The organism is Novosphingopyxis iocasae, from assembly GCF_014334095.1.
Classification (GTDB): domain Bacteria; phylum Pseudomonadota; class Alphaproteobacteria; order Sphingomonadales; family Sphingomonadaceae; genus Novosphingopyxis; species Novosphingopyxis iocasae.
Window position 1 is genome coordinate 1031373 of sequence record NZ_CP060495.1, and the last position, 23002, is coordinate 1054374.

Sequence of the window (23002 nt, forward strand, 5' to 3'; positions counted from 1 at the left end):
AGCCTGGGTGGAAGTGATCCCAGCCCCCACGCGACCGTGAACCAGAACCAAACTAACCAGGGCCTTTAACTTGTCCGTTTACGTCACAGGAGGGGGCGGCACCCACCTCGAACCCCGCGTAGCCAGCCATTACCTTGCCGCCATGGTCGCGGAAGGCGGCGCGCGGGGCGTGCTGGGAACGGTTGTATCCATAAAAACTCAGCAGTCTGAAATCGATGCACCGCTGGACGATTTGGTGATCGAAGCGCGCCTTACCGATGGCACCCGCACGAGACTGGACCTTCAAGTAACCACGACGCTCTCTTTCACCAGAAGCGATGAGAAGTGGTTAGACGTGGTGCCAAGGGCATGGGACACCTTCCGACAAACGGGCTTTGATCCTGCGACACGGCGCATCGGTATCGCAGTTAGTCAGACCACCACAAAGCTCGAACGAAGTATCCAGCCCTTGTTAGCCCGCGCTCGTCATGCTCCCGATGCAGGGCAGTACCGCACACGCCTTGCGAAAGAAAACGGAGCCAACAAGGAGCAGCGTGAGTTCCAAGTGGTTCTCGATGAAATTGTGAAGAACCACGACGTGTCGGCCACCGACGACGACGTCGTCAGCTTCATGCGATGCCTAGACGTCATCCCTTTCGACCTCGACAAGGAGGAAGCTTCCCGGGACCTACTCGCCTCGATCGACCAGTTGACGTCGATCGCTGGGAGCAATGCTGAAGCTCGCCGTATCTGGAGCAGCCTTGCCGCGATGGCGAGCCGTATCATTCCGAACGGCGGCGGGACCGACCGAACGAGGGTCGTCCACGAGCTAAAGACGGAAGGCTATACCCTGGGCTCTGACCGCGCCCATGCTGAGCTGATCGGTGCACTCGACGCTGAATCGTGGGCGGCTGCCGCCAGTATCCGCGAAACCATCGGCGGAAAGTCTATCAGCCGCGACGAGCTTCACGAGACCCTGCTAAGCTCGTTGGGCGAGGCGCGGGTGCTCCGCATTGTGGGACAACACGGGACCGGCAAATCCGCAATGCTGAAGCGCCTGGCATCCGAAGAGCCGGCTGGCGCGCCGATCCTCCTGCTGCGCGACCTCCGGGTAACCGGTGGCGGTTGGGCCGCTCACGCAGCCAAGTTTGGCAGACCAATGCCGATCGCCTCGCTTCTCCGGCAGTTCGGACTTGGCGGCGCGCGCACGCTGTTCATCGACGGCGCCGATAAAATGGATGCCGCCGCCCAAGTCACAATCAACGATCTGTTGAAAGCCATTGTCGACACACCGGATCTTACAGACTGGCGCGTGGTCATGACGATGCGCGAAGAGAACGCACAGCGGGTTGACGCTTGGCTCGAACCCGACATCGCTTCGCTGCCCTCTAAGACAATTCGTGTCGAAGGCTTCGACGATGATGAGGCGAACGAGGCAGCCGCCGCGTTGCCGCTGCTGCGACCATTACTCGTTGACACTCGCAGCTATGATGCCGTTCTGCGTAGGCCATTCTTCCTTGAAGCGCTGTCGCGATTACCAGTGCGCTCCGGTGCTGAAGTGCGTTCGGAGGTCGACTTAGTCGATCTGTGGTGGGAGCATGGTGGTGCGGACAGAGCGGATTTCGCACCTGCCCAGGATCGGCGCAACGCATTGTTGTCACTGGGCGAGGCGCTTCTCCTCGGGCCGGGCGTTGCGCTCTCGATCCGCGGCATTGAGGCGGTGGCCCTTCACGAGCTCCTGCAGGCTGGCGTGCTACGGCACGTCGAACTCGGCGTGTCTGTCGCCTTCTCACACGACATTTTCGAGGAGTGGATCCTCGCAAAAGTCCTGCGCGGGCGTCGCAGTGAGATTGCTCAGGCGCTCCACGATGGCGGTCAACACCCGCAACTAGCGCGCCCGCTGCAGCTCCTTGCTGCTGATCTGCTTGAGCGGTCTGAGACCGGAAACGAATGGGCCGCATTGCTTGAAGCCGTCGACGACGACGAACTTCAGACAACCTGGCGCCGCGTCGTGCTCACCGCTCCGGTTCGGTCTGTCCGCAGCGCGGACATGCTGGACAGGATCGAAGCGATTTTGATGCGCGATGATGCGCGTCTGCTTGCGCGCCTGATCATGTCAGTGCGTACCACCGAGACGGTCCGTGACCTACGTTTCATGGACCAGAAGCTCTTCCCCGATCTGACAAACGACCAGCGCGAACAATTTGCTTCAGAGACCGCCGGCCCTGAGATCGTAAGCTGGATGCGTCTGATCGCCTGGTTGATTCCTCGTCTGGGCGTGATGCCCGCTTCTCTAGACAAGGAGCTTTTCACCTTTCTGAGCACTTGGGCGTCGGCAATCCCAGGCGAATTTGGACGATATGCCGGGCTTCAGGAAACCGCCGCTTGGGCGGTGGAAAAGCTTGGCGATACCGACAGCACAGATGAACGCCGCCGTCCGGCATTGCGGGGAACGCCGGATTACAAAGACGAAGCCCGCGGTCTCTTGCTGAAATGCGTCAGCGGGGCGCCCGACATTGTGCGCAACTATCTCGCGAGTATCTCCGACCACAGGGTCGGGCGAGTACGCAAACAGATCCTCGAATTAAGCGTCGTCCTTGCCAGCGTGCTTCCAGCTGAGGTCACGGCCTTTCTAAAGCGGGCATACCTCCTCAATCTGGATCGGCCACGTGAGCGTCGTCGTTCAGGCACGATCGAACGCTCCGAAGCGTTAGGTTTCGATGACGACCACGACTTCTATCCGGCCTCACCGGCTCGACCGCCCTTTTTGCATCTGCTTCGAACGCGCACCGCTATCGGACTGGAATTGATTTCTGACCTCTGCAACCACGCGATGGAGGCGTGGCGGCAAAGGCAGACCGGGCCAAAGCACACACCCATCCCCATTACGCTCGACCTTGGCGACGGTGAAAACGAATACTGGGGCGATGAGGGAACCTATCGTTGGTTTCGAGGCGGATCGCATGTCCACATGCTCGATACTGCGCTGCTGGCGCTCGATGCGTGGGCTCACGAACGCCTTGCAGCAGGAGATGCCCTCGACGAGCTCTGCTTGCGCATTGCCCGCGGCAATAGATGTAACGCGGTGCTCGGTATAGCCGCCGGACTTTGCCTGTCCGACCTCCGCGCTGCGTCGACAAGTCAGGCGGCGCTCGAGATCGGAACGCACCCAGCCCTTTGGCAGTGGGATATAGGACGCCAAGTCGGCGACATGGGATCGTTTTCGAACGAAATCGCCCATTGGGGCAAGTGGGCCGTACTCGCGCGCCCCTTGCGAGACCTCAATCGACTGCCGCATAGAAAGCATACGGTTCGGGACCTTTCCGTCTTGTTTGCAGGTATCGCCAGCGATGAGGTGAAGGCGGCTTACAGCGAGCGGATTGCGACCTTCCTTGAACGGGTGCCGTACAACACCGCCGAGCAGCGCGACGATCCGGATGAGGCGAACGCCACCCGCGCTGCATTCGAGCCGCTGCGCCAACAAGCCGATCCTGCCAACCTCGTGACCGAGGTGGTGGATGACAAGACGTACATCTCGATGCGCCCACCATATGTCGACGACGAGAAACACCAGGCGTTTCTGGAAGAACAGGCAAGTCTCAATCGTGTTCTTAAGCTAGATCTCTGGGCGCAGAAGGCCATCGAAAGCGGCCAGCCGGGCGAGGAGTTCACCCTAAAAGCAGCATTCGAGGAGATGATCGCGCTCGACCAGAGCGACCTGCTCGAAGAAGTGGCACCTCTAGTCGATATGAAGCGCAGATACACGCAATCTGGTGTCGCGGGAACTGCTGCTGTCCTGGCTCGCGATGCCGACGAACTCTGGCCAGAAGTCGAAGAAGCTGTATTGCATGTGATTCGGCGCGCAGCCACCATGGTCGAGCAGGAGGACGGATTGTCCTACCGCGGCTCCAAGGTTCACGGCCACCCACCCGTCATGGCCGCCCACGCCTACGTTGCACTCGTCCGCCGGGTCCCCGCGCGCCACGAGTGGAAAGCTGCGCTTCTGCAACTCGCAGTCGATCCAATCGAGGGAGTTGTGGAGGCCGTGTACAAGTCAGCATCGCTTCTATCCGATTGCACATCGGACATGCTCTGGAGGTTATTCTGCCTCGCTACACAGCGGGCAGCGCGGACGGCTGCCATCGGGCGCAGCCTGCATTGGTCGCCAGCCGAAGCGCAGGAGCAGTCGGCCCTGGCCGACGAGGCTGAGCAAATGATGGCGAATGGAACCATGCCGAGCGCGCACCCGGCACCTTTGACCGCCGGAACGCGCCGCGGCGATGGATATTACCGTTCGGACTTCCACGAGAACGCGATGCAAATTCCCGTGGGGCCACTTATGGGCTCGGCAACGCGGGGGCCTATGATCGACCATGCGGCATCGCTGATCGACTGGGCACTCATGTCTCTCGACGAGAAGCGCAATCGTGGTGACACGCCATATGAGTGGCTGTTCGCATTATACCGATGGCTGGGCGACCTCATTACTTACATCTCACCTGCCGAGCTGCGCGCGCTACTCATAGCACGTGTCGACGCTGCCGAATCCCAGGCGGCGGCAGAACTTGTCGACGGTATTATGCAGCGTTTCATGCTCAATATCCTGATCGACAAATCACCTATCGATGCCGACACGCTCGAGAAGTGGACCGTGTTGATAGACTGGGCCATCGCACGGCCGGGTTGGGCCTTCACACCGGAAGACGCGCGCCAGCACGATCGCGGAATGGCGATCTCGGCGTTCCTCAGTTTTCCGCATCAAGGGCTCATCAGCGTGATCGATGACGATTGGCCGAACCTTCCTGCCCTACTTCCCTCCATTGAGCGGGCAGCCGAAACCTTCGCCACGGAAAGGACCGCCTTCACCGCCATGCTGTCGATGCTTGAACGCCGCTCGACCCAGCTGCTGCCTCAGCCAGGTTTGGCTTGGATCGAGCGCGTTCTGCAGGTGCGCAAGTCGGACGGTAACTTCTGGCACCGAAATTCGAACGGCGAGCTACTAGTCCTCTTGCTGCGCAAGTTGGTCCAACAACAAGAGGTCGTGGGAAAGAATAGGGAGATTGTGATCAGGGCGGCAGACCTTCTGATTGAACTTGGTATCAAGGGCGCTGCGCATCTCCAGCAGGACTTGGTAAGGGTGAAGCGGTGACCCTTTTCCAATGTTCGTAGAGGGAGTGAAATGAAGACCGACGTCGCTGTTTTCGTCACCGACGGCGTCAACCGGCAAAACATGTTGTTGCCGCTGGCGACGTTGGTAGAGTCGATGGAAACCCCGCTCGCTACCGCAATCGCGTCGAATATCCCGTATGGAATGCCCGCTAATCTGGCGCACGACCTGTGCCGACCAGTCGGTTGGAGCGAGCCACGCGGCATCTATTTATCCCGGGACATGGCGCGCCAACTCGGTCGCGTGTTTCTGCCCGAAACAGAGGAAGATCGCGAAAGGATCGGCGCGCTACTCCAAGGCTTTGCAAATTGGTTCCAGGCCCGCCAGATCGAACCCTTCGCTGATGGCATCAATGCCAGGGTGGCGGATCATGCAACCTCGGCAATGCGGCTCTGGCACGGCGAGGCCGCCGGCGCGATCGAGCCCGGCCTTGCGTCCGCAATGTTTCCCGAATTTTTTGCGCTCGGCAGCGAGCATGTCGACAAGGACGGCTTGGTCGACTTCAACTATCTTCGGGAGCGGACACGCGAGGTACAGCCGGGAGTTTTTCACGAACCCGAACGCGACCTATTGTTGTTCGCGCATCGCTACTTTCGACGCAGCTTATCGCGCCGCAACAGCCTCAACACGTATGTGCTGCGAAGTTTCTCTGATGCCGCCGCGTTGGAAGGCATGACTGCCCGCCTGCGCTTGGATCCGGACGTAATTGGGTTGCCCGAGAGCGCGCACTCGCGGATTGAACTCGAATATTGGCACGGTCCCAAATACGATGACGACTTCGGATCTATTCCGGCAGGCGTGGCAGAGCACAAGAGCAGTGACGGCGATCGCCACTACTCGCGCATCGACAAAACTCAGATCTGGTGGAAAGACCCCGAAACTCGTTCAACGCCCAGCCCCCTCTCCGAAATTCGCACGTTCGAGATTGAGGAGCTGATCGAAGATGAGAGCCCGGGACTACCCGATGGGATGTACGGGTGCCGCTATGCGCATGCGGAATATGACCTAGCGAAATGTGTCCTAGCCCATTTCGACGGCGCTATCCGCGCCTATCCGAGCGAGGCCTACCTGGAGCGAATCGAGCGCAGGATCGACCGTGCCGGCAAACATTCCGACTACACCAAACTGTTCAGACTGGATGGTGCGCTGCCAGTCTCAATGTGGAAACGCGTTCTCACAGACTGGTATCGTGGCAACCGTCTGATCCCAGAGTACCTTGGCGCGCCCGAGGAGGACCTCGCCGAAGCGCACACCCCAACGAGTCGCGTTAAACAAAGGAGTGTACCTGCACTTGGCGCTTTCCTTTGTCTCGAAAAAGCGTCCCCGCTCTCGACAGTTCAGACGCAAGTGGTCGCCGATCAAACTATCGAGCTGGATGGCAGGCCAGTGCAAGTAGCCGAAGTCGCTCAAGGCGAAGTAGGAGCCCTGATGCGTCAATGGGTGGACAGCAGCACCTCATGGATTGCCGCAAGGAGCACGCGAGCCAACCTTGCGCGAATTTTTCTCCCTGGTGACCCACCGAGCGAAACGGAATGGATCGCTGTTGCCGAACCGCTCGCAAGAGCAATTTCCGATGATAACGACGCCGGTCTACTTGAACGGATCGCGCTTTCGATCAGCTGGCGAGCCGAAGGAATCTTGACCACACTCTCGATCGAGGGCGAAGCCGGGTGCGTTTCGCTGCTACTTGCCGACGCTGTCACAATTGTTCGCCCTGACATGCCGGCCAGCAGCTGGATTGAAGCCTTTCGCGACGCCCTTGTCGATCGGGCACCCGAGCTTGATGCGCCTGTCGATTGGCCTGCAAATGCCGCAAGATGCAGTCGCCTTACACTGCTCCGCAACGAGGACTTGAAATTCGATATCCAGGTAAGGGCGGACCAGTATGACCCTCAAATTGGCCATGAGGTCGACGAGCCCGATAAGATCTGACCTGACGTACTGTCCATCATACGGGACCTCTAGTCTCCACATCTGACCTTCGGACGCAGAGCTGCTGCGCCGGTATGCCACGGTCAAAAATAGTAAGGGCTCAAGCGTCATTCTCTTTCGAACCGATCTCTGGTGCAAAGTGGAGCCGCACATGCTGTCCGGCGGCATCCAGCACCTCATCGATAAATTCCACGACCCGTTCGATGAAGGCGTCCGACAAATACCAGACCCAAGGCCGGCCGTTGCTCGTCGCAGACTCGAACCAGCCAGCAGGCCAAGTTTTGACTCGATTGGCGAATGACTCACGCTCGTCGATCGGCCATTCAAACCCGTTATGGAGGACCTTGTTGCGGTAACCAAAGAGAGCCTCAAGCACAGGCTTCAAATCAGCGGGAAGATGGGGCTCGAGTTTCGATGCCACAGAGAGTTGAAGAATGCCCGTGACGAGATCGTCGCGGATTTCCCTCCTTGCGTAGGCGAAGTGCGGATCCCAAAACCCGGCGACTGCTCGGACCGAGCGTTCAGATGCTGAATCGTGCCCCAACACGTCCTCACCCATCTTGCCGATGCCGCGAAAGATACCGACGAAGAGACTCTCGATGAAGGGTGCGAGCATGCCGACAGCGGCGGCACTCCGCGCTGCATCGTGATAGACGGAGGCATGGACTTCATCGGTCCACATGCCGACAAGGTGATCGCTGCCGATCTCATTTGCACGTTTGGCAAGCGCTTCGATTTCGTCGGTTTCCTGGCTCGCCGCGGATCGCGCGGCAGCGAGTGCGCCGCGGATAGCGATCAGCTGCGCATCGAGATCAAAGTCCTCGAAATAGAAATGTGCGTAGTCGCGATTGGTGAGCTGAAGCATAGAACCTCTCGTAGGCCGGCGAAGATGATAAAAAATGAAAAAGCTGCGGATCCATCGCTATAGGATCCCAATGCCAACAATCTCTTCGATGACTCTGCCCCGCCCCGACGACTTCCAAGAGTTCGAGAGCATGACCCTCGCGGCCTTGGCGCAGCGCTGGCGATCGCCCAATCTCCAGAAAAACGGCCGCCCGGGGCAGAAGCAGTCGGGTGTCGACATTTACGGGGCTGACGAGATCGGCCGCCCGGTCGCGATCCAGTGCAAGAACTTCGCGCAGGCGCCCAAGCTCGCCCTCGTCGAAAGCGAAATCGCGAATGCCGAACACTACAAGGGCAAGCTCAATACCCTTTTCATCGCAACTTCAGCCGATCATGACGCGAAGCTTCAGCAGGAAGTACGCCTCCTGTCGGAGAAACGCGTGGCGGCGGACAAGTTCGCGGTGGCGATGATCTTCTGGGACGAAATCGTCGAGGGGCTTGCCCTGAACCCGCAGCTCATGCGGAATTTCTATCCGCAAATCCATCTTCCGACCCCCGCAACGGTCAATCGCGAACGCCTGCTCGCATCGCTTGAGCTCGGCTATTACGGGCCCTTTCTGTGGGACTACGTCGAGCTGCTCTACGGCGAATTCGGCTGGATGGCACAGGAAGATACCGACCAGCTCGAGGTCATTCTGCGCATCGTCGAGCGGCGCGTGTTTCAGCTGCTGGACGAGGCAGACAGGGCAGTGATCGCACAGAGCCTCGCCAAGATCCGTACCGGCTGTAACAAGAAGTCAAAGGATCGCAAATCCTGGGACCACGTCGAGGACCATGCCAAGCGGATCGCGACTCGCGTGCGTGCCGCGACGACATTTCTGAACGTCGTCGAAGGCAACGCGCTGGGCATCGGCATGTCGCTCGGCACGATCAGCATCCGCTCCGACGACAAACCCGCGAAAGCCGCGCGCGACGAGCTGCGCGGACGTATCGAGGCCCTTTCGCCGGGAATCGACGGCAATGCCGTCGCAGCGGCCTTTCGCAAGGTCCAGGCGAAGCGATGGGGATATCAATGGGCGCCGCCAGTATATCATTGTGTCGAGCGGCAGTTACGATCGCTTCCGGCCTGATGGACTATCAGTAGATCATGATGGTCGAATACGATCAAATGCCACGCGTGTTTCAGGCGAATATCGATCGCTTCTATCAGCGCGTGATCGTTCCCACACTTGCCGGCCTTCGCTGGCACGCGGTATTGAAAGTGGGAGAAGCGGCCTCGATGGATGCGTTTCTCGATCACTGCGCGGCGCAGGTCGACAATCATACCGCTAACGAAGTCGCCAAGGCCTTCGTGCTGACGCTCGATGGTCTCTTCGAGCGGCAGCTCAGTCGCTGGGCTGTTGCGCACGGAAGAAACACTCAAGGGCTCGAAAAGCTTCTCGCCGCGTGTGCCCAGATCGCGTCTATCGACCTAGATGATATTGGCATTTCGCAGGATCTTCACGAATTGCATCTGGCAGCCAATGTCGTTCGCCATGGCGAAGGCCGATCAAGCGCCGACCTCCAGGCGCGCGCCCCCGATTTGTGGGCCATCGAGACGAACGATTTTTTCGACCTTGCACCTGGATCCACCCCCGCCAGTGAGTCGCTACGCATCCGGATCGACGATCTCAAACGGTACGCCCGCGCGATCATACTCTTTTGGGGTCATGCCGATCCCTTGCCTATGGCTGTGCGCGAGCCGCTGTTGTGAGTGGCGGGCGAGAAAGCGACCGGCCAGACTCCGATTGAGCGCAGCTCCCGACCTAGCGCTCGAGCCATTTTGTGAATTCGGCGGTCTTGCCGGTATAGGATCGGCAAGGAGTTTCTGACCGTGCCCATACCTCAATCGTACTTTGAACTGCGAGACGTTCAGCCGCTGCGGAGCAAGTCCTGGATTCCGTTGCGCCAGATCACCGACGCTTCGTTCGAAACCGACCAGCCCGATGTTTATCGTCTCGAGGAATGGATCGGGATCGCTACTGCAGCGGTCGAGGACGGACACCGTGGGGCCGCCGAGAAGCTCGGGTGGACCGGGGATCTCGATGTGAGTCCGCACCGCTCGGGAGTTGAGCGTTGGGGCTATAGTGCCGCCGACGTCTTCCGAAGCTGGAGCAAGACACTCGGTATCAATCTCGTGATCGACCAGCACCTTGAACAGGGCAATCGCAATATCTGGCACCTGCACCCGGATTTGTGCGTCGCGCTTGTGCTGATCCAAGAAGGGGATAGCTGGTTTCGCCCCGAAGAGGGATGGATCGAAGTCGTCCGGCTCAAGCGCAACGACGATGGCGAGCCATCCCTCATTGAGATCAAAGCGGAATTCCTGCGCGACTATCTCGCCGCACGCGGCATGGCGCTGTATTGCTCGAGCTATCGCGAGCGCATTGCCGTCACCGTAAACAAGCCGCCTTACGATTGGCCCGATGATCGCCTCGCCGATGAGCAAGACCGAGATCGGCGCGAAGCCATGATCGTCGAGACCGACTATCCCGATCCAGATGATCACTATTGGACGAGGGGTGCCCTCTGGCGGACCGAATGGGTTGAACCGGGAACGCTTAGCACGCGCGTCCGCGGCGAAGCCGATCCGCATACCACCACTTTCACGCTCGAAAATGACGGAACGCGCGCGGCGGCCGAGCAGTTGGCGGGGGCGATGGCGTGGTTGTATTTCGAGCCGACGATCGCCTCGGCATTGCTTAGGCATCGCAGCGCAACACTTCGCTGGGCGACCGAAGAAACTGGTTCGCTCGGTGCGACCAACCATGGTGTGCATTTTGGGATCAATGACATTGGACTGATCACCGTTTTCGCCAAGGACATCGGGGGCTTGCAGCCATGGGAACAGCGATTGTGGAGTGCACACAACGTCACGCCCGACGGCGGCGTTTCGCGCGAACTCTTCTCCGCGCAGATGGAAGTCAATCCCGCCGCTACCATCGCGCCGGAGATGCAACTGTCTCAAGCAATGGACGCGCTCGATGTTGCATTTTCCTCGCGCTACGGCGCTCGGCTGCTACGTGAGCACAATTCCCTTCAGGGGCTGCTCCGGCGGGCGCACCGATTTATTGCCGCCGAGCCGGACGGACTGCTCGAGTTGTCGAAAGAACTAACCCGGCTATTCATCGAGCGCATCGACATCGACGCGATCACTGCCGCACTTGCCCTGCCGAAGACCGACAAGAAACCGGGGTCCCTGAAAGCGCTTGAGAAGCTTGCCGCGCATCACGGCTCCAACGCCGCCGCAAGAAAAATGATGGCACCACTATTCGGCATATACGACCTCCGTCTCGCCGATGCGCACATCGGATCAAGCAAGATCGCGAGCGGCAAGGCGCGCGCTGCGGTCGACGATAGCTCGCCTCCCGTCATGCAGGGTCGTCAATTGCTCCAGAGCTTCGTTGCGACACTCAACCGGATCGCGGCTACGCTGACCTGATGCCGACGGAAAGCCCACCCGGTTTGAGTGACGAACAATTCGACGCTCTTGTGTCGGTGGGCCACGATGTACTGTGTGCATTTCCGCGAAAGGCGGGTGCTTGTGTGATGATGAGCGCGCTTTATACTGGCAGGCTACGCCATCTCGGCCATACCTCAGCTATACTGGTTGGCGGCGCCTTGTTAGTCACAGGCTCTCCGGTCTTCGGCTACGCTCCAGGGGGTGGCAGGCTCAAGACCGACCTCGACTGGGACGGGCACGCTTGGGTTCGGTTTGGCGAATATATCGCCGATGTCTCGCTAGTGACGACCGCCTATTCACCAGGAGCGCCAAAATTGCTCGCAAGCCACATAGCGCCGCGAATGAAACCCACTCAAAGGCTTTATATCGCCACACCCGACGCCGCACGCCGCGACGATCAGCTCGACTACCAGCCACAACGCGTCTTCACCGATGCAGAACTCGACCGGCTCTATCGGGGTGCGCTGACCTTTTTGACGTGATTAGCCGCCCGCGGGCCGGATCAACAATGTCAAGAGCGCATCGGGTTTGAGGAACGACGGATAAGGTTTGCCAAGCGACTTGAAGCCACATTCGCTCAGGATCGTCAGCATCCGCGGCGTCTTGGTGGTTGCATAGACTCCCTGATCAGCCACAAGGCCCACTGCGGCGCGCACCAGTTCGGGCGCGTGACCACGTTTCCGATACTCGGAATGCACGACGACCCAGCCAAGCTCGAGTGGAAACGCATCGGCGTTTTCCGCGGCGTTTGCCTTCGCGAATTCGCCACGCCGGTGTGCAGAATAGGGGGTTTTGATCGCTGCCGTGCCGATCAGTTCGTCGCGCTCGAAGAGCATGACTAGCGCCACTGCATCGTCGACCAACCTTGGCAGGATGGCCCGATCGACCTCGCCAGCCGCGGCGACGAACTCAACAAAAGCGGCTTTGTCCGATGGAACGAACTTGGAAGGTTTTCCAGTGCGTATGGTCATACATCCTTATACCTCCCGGTCTGCACCACTGCAATTTTCAGCGTGGCGCGGCCTTGGCATCAGCTGAGGGCCAAGCGGCCGATTAGCTCTATCGCCTCAGCGGGCGTCGCTACAACCTCGCAGCCGTAGAGCCGGTCGAGACGGACATGGCCGCTCGTGATCAGACTACGCAGCGGACCGTCTGTCATGAAGGCGCGGCAGTAGGGAAGCGCCGCGGCCGCGTGGCGAAAGTCGAAGATGTCGTTAGGTTTGATTTTGCGTTTCCTTTCCGATCGCACAGCCGCGTGCAACATTGCGGGTACGTAAAGGCTGCCGAAGGCGCGCCGATGTTCGTCCTTCTCTAGCGCTTGAGCGAGCATGCCGGTGACGCGCCTGCCGACCCTAATGCTGTCTTCTTTGTCGCCTGCCTCACGGTCGTGTCCGACTGCCGCCGCCATGCGCCGATATTCGCGGGCAGCAATGCCCGTGAGCATGCTCGCCGCACCCGCAACCTCAATTCGCAAGGCGGTCGCGAGGCTGTCGATCTCATGAGCGTGGAGCGCTTCCTGCTCATTTAAGTATGCCGCCATTCGTTCACTCTCCGACCGAGACGCGAAGAGCTCGGGCGGCACCATCTTCGCGAGCATCGACGGCTGCCCCATCCAGGCCTCTTGAGCGAGCGCAACCAAGAGCGCGTCGTTTGCCTCCACGTTAGGGGAACACATATCCTCATAGCCAAGCGCAAAGGCGTAGCAGGTCCATAGAGGGCGTGGAGCGGGCGGATGGTCCGGAAACGCCCTTGCGTTGAACGCTTCCATCTCGATCGCAGTACGTTCTTGATGCGGCACCATCACAACACCGAGACTCAGCCGGTCAACAAGCAGCATCGTTCGCTCAAGGCGTTCAGGCGTTTGCTTGCTGAATTCTGCGATGAGATCGCTTGTAATCGGGAAGAAGAATTTTCCGGACTCGACCGCCAGCCTCAGCGCGCCGAGGAGAGAAATTTTTTCCGGTTCTTCGCTTTCTTCGAATGCCGCTTGGCGCGCCATGACCCAGAAATTGGTGTCGAGAAAGATCGGCGACCTGCTCGACAGCAAATCGACGAGTTCCCATTGGCGCTTTAGAATATGATCGGCGCCAGCGCCCGTCGGCCAAGGCCATTCGAACATTTCTTCATCCATAAGTCGATCTATTTGCACTAGTTTGCCTCAAACCTCCGACGGCCAAGTCGACCCAATAAATTTAGCTTTTTGGGGGTTAGCACACTAACGCGCGGCGAGAGTTGTCGAACCGGTATGCCAAACCAACACGCGAGAGCTATGGGTGAATATCGTCCACTTTTGGTATATCACCAATCGGATTGATGACGAAGATGAGGGCGCAAGCTTGCCGTTCAGATCCCAAAATCCAGCGTCTTGCTCTTGCTCAGGGTCAGCTCCTTCTCGGCCTTGCTAGCCTCCTCCGGTTTCGGCTCAATGGCCTTCATGCCCTTCTCGCTAGTCGGCTTGAGCCGTTCCGTGACCTCGATGGCGGATGCCTTCTCGCCCTTGTTTCGGGCGACAGCCGCGCCGAGCTTGTCCGAGCTGTCGACCACCAGCGTCAGGTGATCGCGCAACCTCGTGACCGTCACCAAAAACGTCTTCTGGTTCGACAGGTTGCGTTCGCGGCTGTCCATCACTGCGATACCGCGATCCGAGGTCAGACCCTGCGCCATATGGGCGTTGAGCGCGTAGGCGAGGTCGATCCGCTTGAGAATCGGATCGCCCTTCCTGAGCTCGACCTGGTCACCTTTGGATGTTTCGAAGGTGACTCTGCCGCCTGCAATTTCGACCACCCTGGCCTGGTCGGAATTGAACAGGCCGCGCCGGTGATCATTGCGGGTCCAGCGGATCCGGTCGCCCTCATGGATTTCGAGCTTACGCGTCTCGAGCAAGGTGAGGTTGTCGTCACCCTTCCCCGCTTTGACCCGCGCCGGATCGAACCGGTACCGCCTCCCGCGCTGGTCCTCGACCTCGACCAGCCTCCCCTTCCGGTTCTGTCCGATGACACGGTACTCACCAACGGAAAGGCCGAGGGCCTCCTGCTTCCTGGAAACCTCGAGCACCCGTCCCGCCCGGTAGGCCGGGAGATGGCGAAGTTCTTCCCGCGTCGCGTTCACGCGGTCGAGGACATCAAACCTCATCATGCCAGGACCGATCTCGCGATTGGCGAGAAGGCCCTGCTGGACTGCCGCGTTGACCGCGGAACGAATTGCGCGGCCAGAAGCGTAAATCGAAGTCCGCGCGCGGGTCTCCTTGTCGAGCGCGAGCCAGGTCTCAGCGGCGACCAGCGCGCCATCGCCCTTAGCCTCGACGGTATGCGCCTTAAGATATCGAAGTGCCTTGCGCACGTCGCCAACCTGGGCTGCTGCCTGCGCTTCGCGGACGACAGGGTCACGAGCGCGCAGGTTCGTGGCCATTTCGGCGCGGGCAATGCCTGCCCGCTGGAGCAGCGCGAAGGGCTTGCCCGCGTCGACCGCGCCCAGTTGCTTACGGTCTCCCATAAGGACCAGTCGATGAACGCCTGCGAGATTGGCAAGGCGAACGAGCTTCTCCTTATCCTCGTTCGAGACCATCGACGCCTCGTCGAGCACCAGGACATGATCCTTGAGGCCCGCCTGCGCTTCCGCGCGCAATGCGACATTGCCTGGATCGTCGAGTAGCTTATTCCAGCCCCCGAGAAAACGCGCCAGCGTCTGCGAGCCGATCCCGGTGTCGCGTTCGAGCATCTGGACAAGAGTGTTCTGGATCGCGAGCCCGATGACCGGGTGTCCCTTTTCGCGTAGCACCTCGGCCACGGGCTTCAACACGCTGCTCTTGCCGGCCCCCGCGATGCCCTGGACCGCGATCGTGCGATCCTCCGACGTGAGGATCAACTGCGCCGCCGCCAATTGCCCCTCGTTGAGCCGGAAGCCCTGCCCCGTGAGCGCGGCCGCCTGGACAGATGCGGCGGCCTTTTGCGGGTCAATCACTCGCGAGCTGTCGCGCTTCCCGGCCGCGACTTCGGACAGGATTCGGTGTTCGGTCGCGACCGCATCAAGCGAGGCAAGCCACCCCTTGTGCTCGCCCTTGCCCGCAACCAGATCGCCCGAGCGCACCAAAGCCCGGGTCCGCTTCTCGACGTCGGTAATCGTGGTCGGCAGCCCGAAATCGAGCGCGGCCTTGTAAAGCGCCGTGCGCTCGAAGGCCGCCTCGCGCTGCGAGAGATGACGCACTGCCGATGCAACAGCCTGCGCTGCGGCGATAGTCTGGCGGTCCTGTCTCAGCACCGATGCCGGCACCAGCGGATCGGCGGGATCACCCCTGACATGCGCGGCAAAGCGGCTGAGCCATGCCCGCCCACGCTCGACCAGCGAGCCGATCCGCGTGGCCTCCATGCTTCGCCCGAGCGCCTTGGTCCGGGCCCGATCGACGAGCGGCGCCAGGTCGAGGCCAATCGACTTTGCGGCCTCGCTCCATTGTTTGCCGAGGGTCTCGCGGTCTTCGATCCCCTCCTTGCTCGCGCGGGTATCGAGTGCGGCGATGCGGCCAGCTTCGAGACCCGGACCGCGCCGCGCCTCGAGCACTTCCTTGCGGCGGGTCGAGAACGCCATCACCTGCTCGCGCGCTATCCCGCGCGCCTCGAAATTGCCGTGTTTTAGCACCGGCCCCGGCTCATAGCCGAGCTTCTCGACGGCGACGCGAAAGCGCGCCATTGCGATCGAATTGAGCGTGGTATTGAGCTGCCAGAGCCGATCGTTCTTGAGCGTTCGCCACTTACCGTCCCTCCCCTGCGTGACGTTGGCGATGACAGCGTGGAAGTGAAGGTTGGGTTCCTGGTTGCGGTTGGTGTCATGCTGGAACAGGCCGACAGCGAGATTGCCCGTCGCCTGAGTGACCACCTTGCCTTTCTCGACTATCCGGGTCTCGGCCGCGTTCTTCTCGGCCCAGTACAGCGCCTCGACGACGGCTTCGCGGTAGGCGGCGATGATCCTTTCGTCTTTCCCGACCAGCGCCAGCAACGACCAGCTCTTGGGTACCGAGAAGGTGAGATCGGTCCCCGGCCGGTGCGCCTGACCGGAGTTGCCGACGCTGCTCCCGTCGGGCAGCTCACCGCGCAGCAGCGCGTCGAACGCCTTGGCCTCGACCTTGCCCTCAAGACCTAGACGTTTGGCGGCGTCACCGATCCATTGACCCGACCGGTCGGCGTCGGCGCTGGCGTAATAATTGTCAGAAGCGAAGTAGCTTGCCGCCGCCGATGGCGAACGGACATTGGCGACGGAAAGCATGGGGCAGGATCACCTTTCGCAAGCCCTCGCCCCTCCCCTGGTCGGCGTTACATATCGGGATCGTAGTCGCCGAGATCGTGGTCGTGATCGTGATCGTGGTCGGCGCTCCGTCCTTGCTTCGCAGCGCCGCCCAGGAGCGACCTTTGCTGCTCCTCCTGCATCTTCTGGTCGGCCTTGCCGTGGGCGTCCTGCGCCCGCTGGTGGGGCGCAGGATCGGGAACGTCGGACCGCTGCGACGGTGCAGTTATCTGGTTGCTGTCGCGATCCTCTTCGGCCTTGCTAGACAGGGGAAGCTCGGACTGGGCGGGCCGGGGTTGGGCAGGAAGCGCGCTCCTTTGTCCTCGATCGCGAGGTTTTCGCGCCTTGGTTCGTTCCGGTCGCGCCTGCTCGGCCTTGGTAGTCCGACGACCCCGGCTTGGTTCCTTTTGCTGGTCCTTGCGCGGCCTCTTTTCGGGGCGGGTGGATGGTTCGTGTTTGTCCTTCATCCGGCGCGGATCGCCGTCATTGTCGCTCGTTTCCGACGGTCCGGTCGGCTCTGACGTGGTTCCCGCTTCGCCGCTCGCAGACGCTGCCTTCGTGGGCGTATTGGGGATCTCCCGGGCGATAAAGCTTTCGGCAACCCGGGGCCAGTTTCGTGGCTGGAGTACGACCGGCGCTGCGGGAAATCCTTCCGGGAATTTGATGAAGCCGTGGAGGTTCTTGAGCCTCATCAGCTCGTCAGGCAGGAGCAGCGGAACCACCTGACGCCGCGGCGTCAGACTGACCGCATCACGGGCGTTGTTGTAGCCGTAGCTGTAGCCTTCTTCCATCTCGCGAACCTCGCGGTGACCGATGACGTCGGAACACCAGGTGGCCGTCTCGCGGTCCGCCGTGCCGAGGATCAGCTTGGTGCGGGCAAGCGAGGACAGCGTCATCGCCATGTTCTCACCGTAGACGTCCTTGAGCTTGGCAAAGGCATGGATGCCAGTGACGATCGCGCCCCCGAAATTGCGTGCGGTCTGGAGGCCCTTCTCGAGCGATGGAAGGCGATGCAGCGCGCCCAGTTCGTCGATCAGGAACCACAGCCTGAGATCGCGCGAACGCTCGCCCGCCATCAGCGTGTTGATCGATGTATCGAGCCACAGGGTGAGCAACTGCGAGAGAACGCTCATGTCGATGTAGCGCGCCGAGAGAAACAGGATCGAGCCGGGTTTTCCCGCCCCGTTGACCCATTCGCGAACCGAAAAGGGTACGCCGTCTTCGGGCAGCATCTGCAGCGCCTTGGCATTGACATTGAACACCGCGCGCACCGATTCCGCCATACGCGCCGCGCTCGGCGTGCTGATCGGTCCCGCCATCGTGTCTTCGAGAAGCTGGTGCAGGTCGGAGAGATCGGCATTCATCAATTCATGCGCAAGCGCGGCATTGGTCCCCCGTCCCGCCTCGGCGAGCTTGAGGCAGGTCTCGACGAACAGCGTGCGCGCAGCAAGCACCCAGAATTGTTCTGCGCCGCCACCGTCATGAGGGACCAAGGACTCCGCCGCGGCATGGAATTCGGCGCGGGTCGTGCAATCGTTGAACACGCTCCAGGCCGGGCAGCGCGCGTCGAGCGGGTTGAGGATGATGTCGCGTCCGGGCTCGTAGAAAGTCTCGATGAAGGCCCCGGTGAGGTCGAAGATGACCGCGCGCTCGCCGCGTTGACGGATCTCGTCTGCCAGCTCGGTAAGCACCACCGTCTTGCCGGTTCCGGTCGTGCCGACCAGCATCGCATGGCTCTGCTCGAGCCGCCATGGCCAGCTGACACGGGCGAGATGCGCAGGAGCATAGAAGCCTGCTTCCCGAAGGTAACTGGCCCCGGCAAGCCGCCACTTCCAGCCCATGGCTTCGCCATATTCACGCGAACGCGCATTGCGGTTGTGCCGTTCGATCTCGCGCTTCAGTTCGGGGAGGGTTGCAAGTTCCGCGCCGCGCACGTGCTTCTTCTGTTTCGACCGCTCGCCGAAGCGTTCGGCGACCCACCAGAAGAGCAGGAAAAGGGGGGCGAGGATCAGCGCGGCAAGCCAGAGTGCGCCGACGGCCGTCGATCGAAAAAGCGCGACCGCCTCGCGCATTGGCGGGTAGTCGGTGACCACCGAAATCGGGAAGGCAACCGTGCTGCCATCCGCAAGCTTCAGGTTCACGAGCTTGTCGGGATCGAACTCCATGAAGCCATAGGCCGAAGCGTAGATATGCATCCACAGGAGGTAGACCTGATGGTCGTCGAGCGCGCCGCTCACTCCCCAGTAAAGGAGGCCGATGGCGACCAGAACGGTGACGATAAGCGGACCCTTGAGACCCGCCGCAAACATGAAACCGAAGTGGCCAAGGAGCTGGCTGCCGCGGGTGAAATTGACGAGATTATGCTTCATCGTCGCCTCCCTGTGGACGGGGTGCAATGATCCCGAGGCGCTCCAACCGGCGCTGGTAGGCAGCGACCGTTTTCTCGCGCAGATCGGCCTGCGGATGGTGCGTCAGCAGGGCATCGAGCGCGACCGTGATGAAGATGTTCTGGCGCACCGGATCGGTCGCCGGTGTCCTCAGATCGGCCTCGGTTGCGCGGTGCCAAGCATCGAAGATGCAATCGCCAATGACGATGCTCGCGCTGACCCTGCGCTCGTCGGATTGTTTCCTGATCCATTCGGCGATCAGGGGCGTGACATAGGTCACGAAGCGGTGGTGTCTTTGCATTTTTCCAAGTTCCTTGTGTTGAAAGAACCTGGCTCACCCTTCGAAAGGCAAGTGCCACTCTAGGCCGCCACCAAGGGTGTAGGAAAACGGAAAATTCGCGTAGATTTTCAGCAGGCTAGATGTATCTGTGCCGACTCGGCACGGACGAGCAAGCACGTGGACCGCTTCCGGCACAGAAGACGTCGCTGGCGATTCATGTTGAATTCGCGAGGCAATTCCTCGCCTTCCCTTGCAGCACCCGCTGCGTACGGTGTGCCAAAATTGTTCCCCGTTGCGCGTGAGTTTCCTGTGCTGCTGGGACTTGAATTCCTGGCGGCAGTGTCCTGCCCGACCAGTCGGAGCGAGAGCAGACATTAAGCTCAGGAAAGCGCTTTGGCTTCACGCTGATATACGGCCCCGACACAAGAACCGCACCCCCGCTAAAGCGGCGGCAAAGGAGCGCATGCGAGGCCAGGAACCGGGGGCTGTCGGTTCCGCCAGCCTCGCGCCGCTTCGACCCGGCGCCGGGCGGGAGTGCGTGCGGGACTCAAGGACAAGAACGCCGCGCCCGCAGGAGCACCGCTGCAGGCGGTGCGGGATCGAGCGCGTCACAAGTCCCGCTCCTCTGTTCGTCCGACCTTTCCAGCGGCGAACATAAAAAAAAGGCAGGAACCGTAACCGGCTCCTGCCCTCGCTTGGTCGTCAGAATTCGTCGAGCATGCCCCCGTGCACGGTATGAACCACCCGGCTCGTCAGGTGTGCCGGCAAGGCGTTGTAGTCGCCCTCGTCGAGAGCGAAATATCCGAGATCGTCATCTTCCACGACGTGCTGGTCGAAGAAGCTGTGCAAGGCCCGCCGTTCGGCAGTGGCGAGTGCTTCGAAGTAGCTGTTCGAGTTCGATCCGAGATTGCAAAGTGTAGTCATGATTTCCTCCTGATGTCTGTCGGTGAGACGACAGGAGGAAGGCGGATGGGCGCGGTGCCGTCGGGTCAGGGATCGCCCGCAGGGGCGACCGCGAAGCGGCGGTGGGGGAAACGATTTTGTCGGACCGCAGCGCAAGCGAAGGGGAGGCAAAATGGTGGGGCCCCGCCGTCCTTGACGCGCCGGTGCCGGGCCCGTCACCCTTGGAAGTCCGTGAGCCAGGCCCCTCCCCAGTCCGATGAAGAGCCTTCATACCAGTCATCTGCAAAAGGACTTTCCTACAGGGTGTTGCCTGTTCCATTTGAACCAGCGGGAGGAACGCGAAGGGGGAGTAAGGATGAACTCCAATGCCATCGAACCGCAGCGCCGTTGCCGCCCTCAGGAAGCTCGAAGCCGACCAGGCGGCTCTCGACCAGCGTAAACAGCAACTCGAAGAGCAGGCCGCGCTTGAACTCGGCCGCGTGATCCTCGGAACAGGTCTCGAGACTTTTTCGAAGAAGGGATTGTCCAGGGTCGCCATGGAGTTGGGCAAGCTCGGGGAAGAGGGTGCTCTGCGGAAGCTGGTTCCGTCTGCTTCGTCGTCTTCCCGATCCGGACAAACGCCATCGGAATAAACATGAGAAAGGGGTCCTGTCCGGCTCGGACAGGACCCCTTCGGGAGTGAGATCGACGGGAGAGTTCAGTCGATCTGGGGAGCGTCGGTGTTATCGTTCTCGTCGCTCGACCCGTTGCCGCGGGAGAGGAAGTCGACCTTGTCCGCGAGAATCTCGGTACCGTAGCGCGTGACCCCGTCCTTGTCCTCCCACTGGGTGTAGTGGATGCGGCCCTGGACGCTGACCAGCTGGCCCTTGGAGCAATACTGGCCGACGGTCTTGGCGAGGCCGTTGAAGCAGGTCACCCGGTGGAACTCGCTTTCCTTGGCAGTGTAGCCGTTCTCATCCTTGTAGGTCTTGCCGTCCTTGTCGCGTGCGGGGCGATCGGTGACGACGGTAATCCCGGTGACGTTAGTGCCGCCCTTGGTCTCGCGGGTGTCGGGATCGCGGGCGATGCGGCCGGTGAGGATTGCGATATTGGTCATGGGTGTATTCCTTCAGTTCCTCAAACCGGAGACCATCTCCGGCTTGCGAACATCCAGAAGAAGCAGGGCATGGGGGGACTGCACCGCAGGAGCAAAGCTCCAAGGGGAACCCGTTCATGACGGGTGGTGCGGGCAGGCAGCGCAGCTGCCAACACGGCCGGAAAGGAACGGGTTGCCGTCCTCAGCTGACCTGGTTCAGGACTGTTCGCGAAGAAAGCCGGATGGGTATCGGGTGCGGGCCTGACGGTGCCAGGAACCTGCCGCAATCAGCCTGCTCCATCGCCTTCCGATGCTGCCAGGAGATCCATGAAGTTGCGCGCCGCCTCCCGGTCTTCCTCGTTCTCGAACGCCACGTCGAGATCGGGGGCGGACCCGAACATGTGCAGGAACGACCACAGCGCAAAGCGCTTGCCCCCGTCCTCCTCAAGGCCGAGATCGACCCGGCAGTGCTCGATGCCAGCTGACAACGTGTCGGGAGCAACCCCGGAGAGGTAGGTGGTGGCAAAGTAGCGCTGCAGCAGATCGTCGAGTTGCATGACCGGTCCATAGTCGGGTCGGTGCCGAATGCACATACAGGCATTTTAGATATGGATGACGAAGGGCCCCTCAGGACCCGGGAGAGGTGCCCAAGGGGCCGCGACGATCGACCACGGTGATCCGGCGGATCTTGGCATCGATCACCAGTCGTTCGGTGACGCCATTGCCCGGAAAGGCGACGACATAACGCGGCTTGAGCGAAAGCATTTGCTCGTTGCGCTTGAACCCGGCGCGGGCACCAAGCCGACGATCAAGCGAGTAGGTCAGTTGCTGCACTTCGCGGCGTTCAGCCCAACTCGCGGCCAGGCGATCGGCTCCCTTGCCGTCGCCGCCATGGACCAGGAAGAGATCGGGAACCACATCACGAACCTTGTCGAGCGTCGCCCAGATATTGTCGGCGTAGACACGCGCATCCTCGGCGCTCTCGAAGCTCTGGCGACCACCGGCGAAAACGACCGGAGTTCCTTCCGGAATCAGAGCGTGACGCCGGTTCTCAGTACGTGCGCGGAGGAAATCGCGGGCATCGATCACAGCCGAAGTAAGGTGGCGCGAATGGCTCGTACGCGAGCCAGAAACAGGCTTCCACGAGGAACCGGTCTCGTCACGGTAAAGTGCTGCGGCAGCCTCCCGCATCTGCTCGAAGGCCAGCATGCTGGCCTCGGCGGCCTGCGCGCGCTCGACCTGCTCTTCCAGATTGCTCGAATGCACTTCGGAGCCATCGGCCGATGCGAGGAGGACCCGGATCTCGTCGCTGGCCCGATCAAGTTGAGCCGACTTGCGGCTGGCTGCGCGGTGAAAGAGATTGACCACCCCCCAGGCAATATCCTCGGCATCTGCTTCCAGGGCCGTGTCGGAAAACATCGCGAAGAGGTCGGACCATACGGCACCAAGCGTCTGGTCGATCGCATCCTCGCAGGGAAAGTCGGTCTCGTTGAAGGGGGCTGGCCTGATGCTGAGGCCTGAAAGGTCGAGGCCGCTCAACTGATCGATGAAGCTGTCGTACATGGGGTGTCTCCTGATCGCGGGGACAAGGAGAGGAGGCACCATTGCCTCGGGCCTGTCCGCCGGAGCCCGATCAGGGCCGGGGAAAGGGGCAAGACGC

17 protein-coding genes are annotated in these 23002 nt (G+C 60.9%); 7 read left to right on the forward strand and 10 right to left on the reverse strand.

Features of this window, described 5'->3' with window-relative positions; translation table 11 throughout:
* Positions 1 to 70: 70 nt before the first annotated feature.
* Together H7X45_RS04915 and H7X45_RS04920 are read left to right on the forward strand one after the other, a co-directional pair.
* On the forward strand, positions 71 to 5128 hold the full coding sequence (locus tag H7X45_RS04915) for an NACHT domain-containing protein (RefSeq protein ID WP_187336415.1): 5058 nt from the start codon (positions 71 to 73) through the stop codon (positions 5126 to 5128).
* Between the two features lie 30 nt (positions 5129 to 5158).
* Positions 5159 to 7078, forward strand: coding sequence for a hypothetical protein (locus H7X45_RS04920; protein ID WP_187336416.1), 1920 nt, complete (start codon positions 5159 to 5161; stop codon positions 7076 to 7078).
* A gap of 100 nt (positions 7079 to 7178) precedes the next feature.
* Here H7X45_RS04920 and H7X45_RS04925 read toward each other — a convergent pair whose 3' ends face one another.
* On the reverse strand, positions 7179 to 7943 hold the full coding sequence (locus H7X45_RS04925; protein WP_187336417.1) for a hypothetical protein: 765 nt from the start codon (positions 7941 to 7943) through the stop codon (positions 7179 to 7181).
* Between the two features lie 130 nt (positions 7944 to 8073).
* Between H7X45_RS04925 and H7X45_RS04930 the strand changes: the two genes are divergently transcribed.
* From H7X45_RS04930 to H7X45_RS04945, 4 genes are all read left to right on the forward strand, one after another.
* Positions 8074 to 9051, forward strand: coding sequence for a hypothetical protein (locus H7X45_RS04930; RefSeq protein ID WP_187336418.1), 978 nt, complete (start codon positions 8074 to 8076; stop codon positions 9049 to 9051).
* Positions 9052 to 9068: 17 nt separating this feature from the next.
* On the forward strand, positions 9069 to 9674 hold the full coding sequence (locus H7X45_RS04935; protein WP_187336419.1) for a hypothetical protein: 606 nt from the start codon (positions 9069 to 9071) through the stop codon (positions 9672 to 9674).
* A gap of 189 nt (positions 9675 to 9863) precedes the next feature.
* Positions 9864 to 11402, forward strand: a complete 1539-nt coding sequence (locus H7X45_RS04940; protein ID WP_246449699.1) for a hypothetical protein — start codon at positions 9864 to 9866, stop codon at positions 11400 to 11402.
* Positions 11402 to 11905 carry a hypothetical protein gene (locus H7X45_RS04945; protein WP_214645515.1) on the forward strand — a complete coding sequence of 168 codons (504 nt, stop codon included), beginning with the start codon at positions 11402 to 11404 and terminating at the stop codon, positions 11903 to 11905. The genes H7X45_RS04940 and H7X45_RS04945 overlap by 1 nt, the downstream gene beginning before the upstream one ends.
* Here H7X45_RS04945 and H7X45_RS04950 read toward each other — a convergent pair whose 3' ends face one another.
* The 6 genes from H7X45_RS04950 to H7X45_RS04975 form a co-directional block, all read right to left on the reverse strand.
* Positions 11906 to 12394 (reverse strand): GNAT family N-acetyltransferase, encoded by a 489-nt coding sequence (locus H7X45_RS04950; RefSeq protein WP_187336422.1) that lies wholly within the window; start codon positions 12392 to 12394, stop codon positions 11906 to 11908. It abuts the gene before it with no gap.
* Between the two features lie 59 nt (positions 12395 to 12453).
* Positions 12454 to 13554 (reverse strand): hypothetical protein, encoded by a 1101-nt coding sequence (locus H7X45_RS04955; RefSeq protein ID WP_187336423.1) that lies wholly within the window; start codon positions 13552 to 13554, stop codon positions 12454 to 12456.
* 212 nt (positions 13555 to 13766) lie between these two features.
* On the reverse strand, positions 13767 to 16679 hold the full coding sequence (gene mobF / locus H7X45_RS04960) for a MobF family relaxase (RefSeq protein ID WP_187336424.1): 2913 nt from the start codon (positions 16677 to 16679) through the stop codon (positions 13767 to 13769).
* Positions 16680 to 16726: 47 nt separating this feature from the next.
* On the reverse strand, positions 16727 to 19066 hold the full coding sequence (locus H7X45_RS04965) for a type IV secretion system DNA-binding domain-containing protein (RefSeq protein WP_187336425.1): 2340 nt from the start codon (positions 19064 to 19066) through the stop codon (positions 16727 to 16729).
* A complete protein-coding gene (locus tag H7X45_RS04970; RefSeq protein WP_187336426.1) occupies positions 19056 to 19385 on the reverse strand; it encodes a hypothetical protein in 330 nt (109 codons plus the stop codon). Before H7X45_RS04970 ends, H7X45_RS04965 begins: the two co-directional genes overlap by 11 nt.
* Positions 19386 to 20066: 681 nt before the next feature.
* The gene (locus H7X45_RS04975) at positions 20067 to 20288 is read right to left on the reverse strand and encodes a hypothetical protein (protein WP_187336427.1); all 222 of its coding nucleotides are present in this window, start codon (positions 20286 to 20288) and stop codon (positions 20067 to 20069) included.
* A 344-nt stretch (positions 20289 to 20632) separates the two neighbouring features.
* Between H7X45_RS04975 and H7X45_RS04980 the strand changes: the two genes are divergently transcribed.
* Entirely contained in the window at positions 20633 to 20899 is a 267-nt protein-coding gene (locus tag H7X45_RS04980; RefSeq protein ID WP_187336428.1) for a DUF6437 family protein, read from the forward strand.
* Positions 20900 to 20964: 65 nt separating this feature from the next.
* On the opposite strand, the gene H7X45_RS04985 is transcribed toward H7X45_RS04980, so the two are convergent.
* The 3 genes from H7X45_RS04985 to H7X45_RS04995 all read right to left on the reverse strand — a co-directional run bounded on the left by H7X45_RS04985 (position 20965) and on the right by H7X45_RS04995 (position 22905).
* Positions 20965 to 21363, reverse strand: coding sequence for a single-stranded DNA-binding protein (locus tag H7X45_RS04985; RefSeq protein ID WP_187336429.1), 399 nt, complete (start codon positions 21361 to 21363; stop codon positions 20965 to 20967).
* A gap of 266 nt (positions 21364 to 21629) precedes the next feature.
* Positions 21630 to 21899, reverse strand: coding sequence for a hypothetical protein (locus tag H7X45_RS04990; protein WP_187336430.1), 270 nt, complete (start codon positions 21897 to 21899; stop codon positions 21630 to 21632).
* 70 nt (positions 21900 to 21969) lie between these two features.
* Entirely contained in the window at positions 21970 to 22905 is a 936-nt protein-coding gene (locus H7X45_RS04995) for a DUF2493 domain-containing protein (protein ID WP_187336431.1), read from the reverse strand.
* Positions 22906 to 23002: the final 97 nt, after the last annotated feature.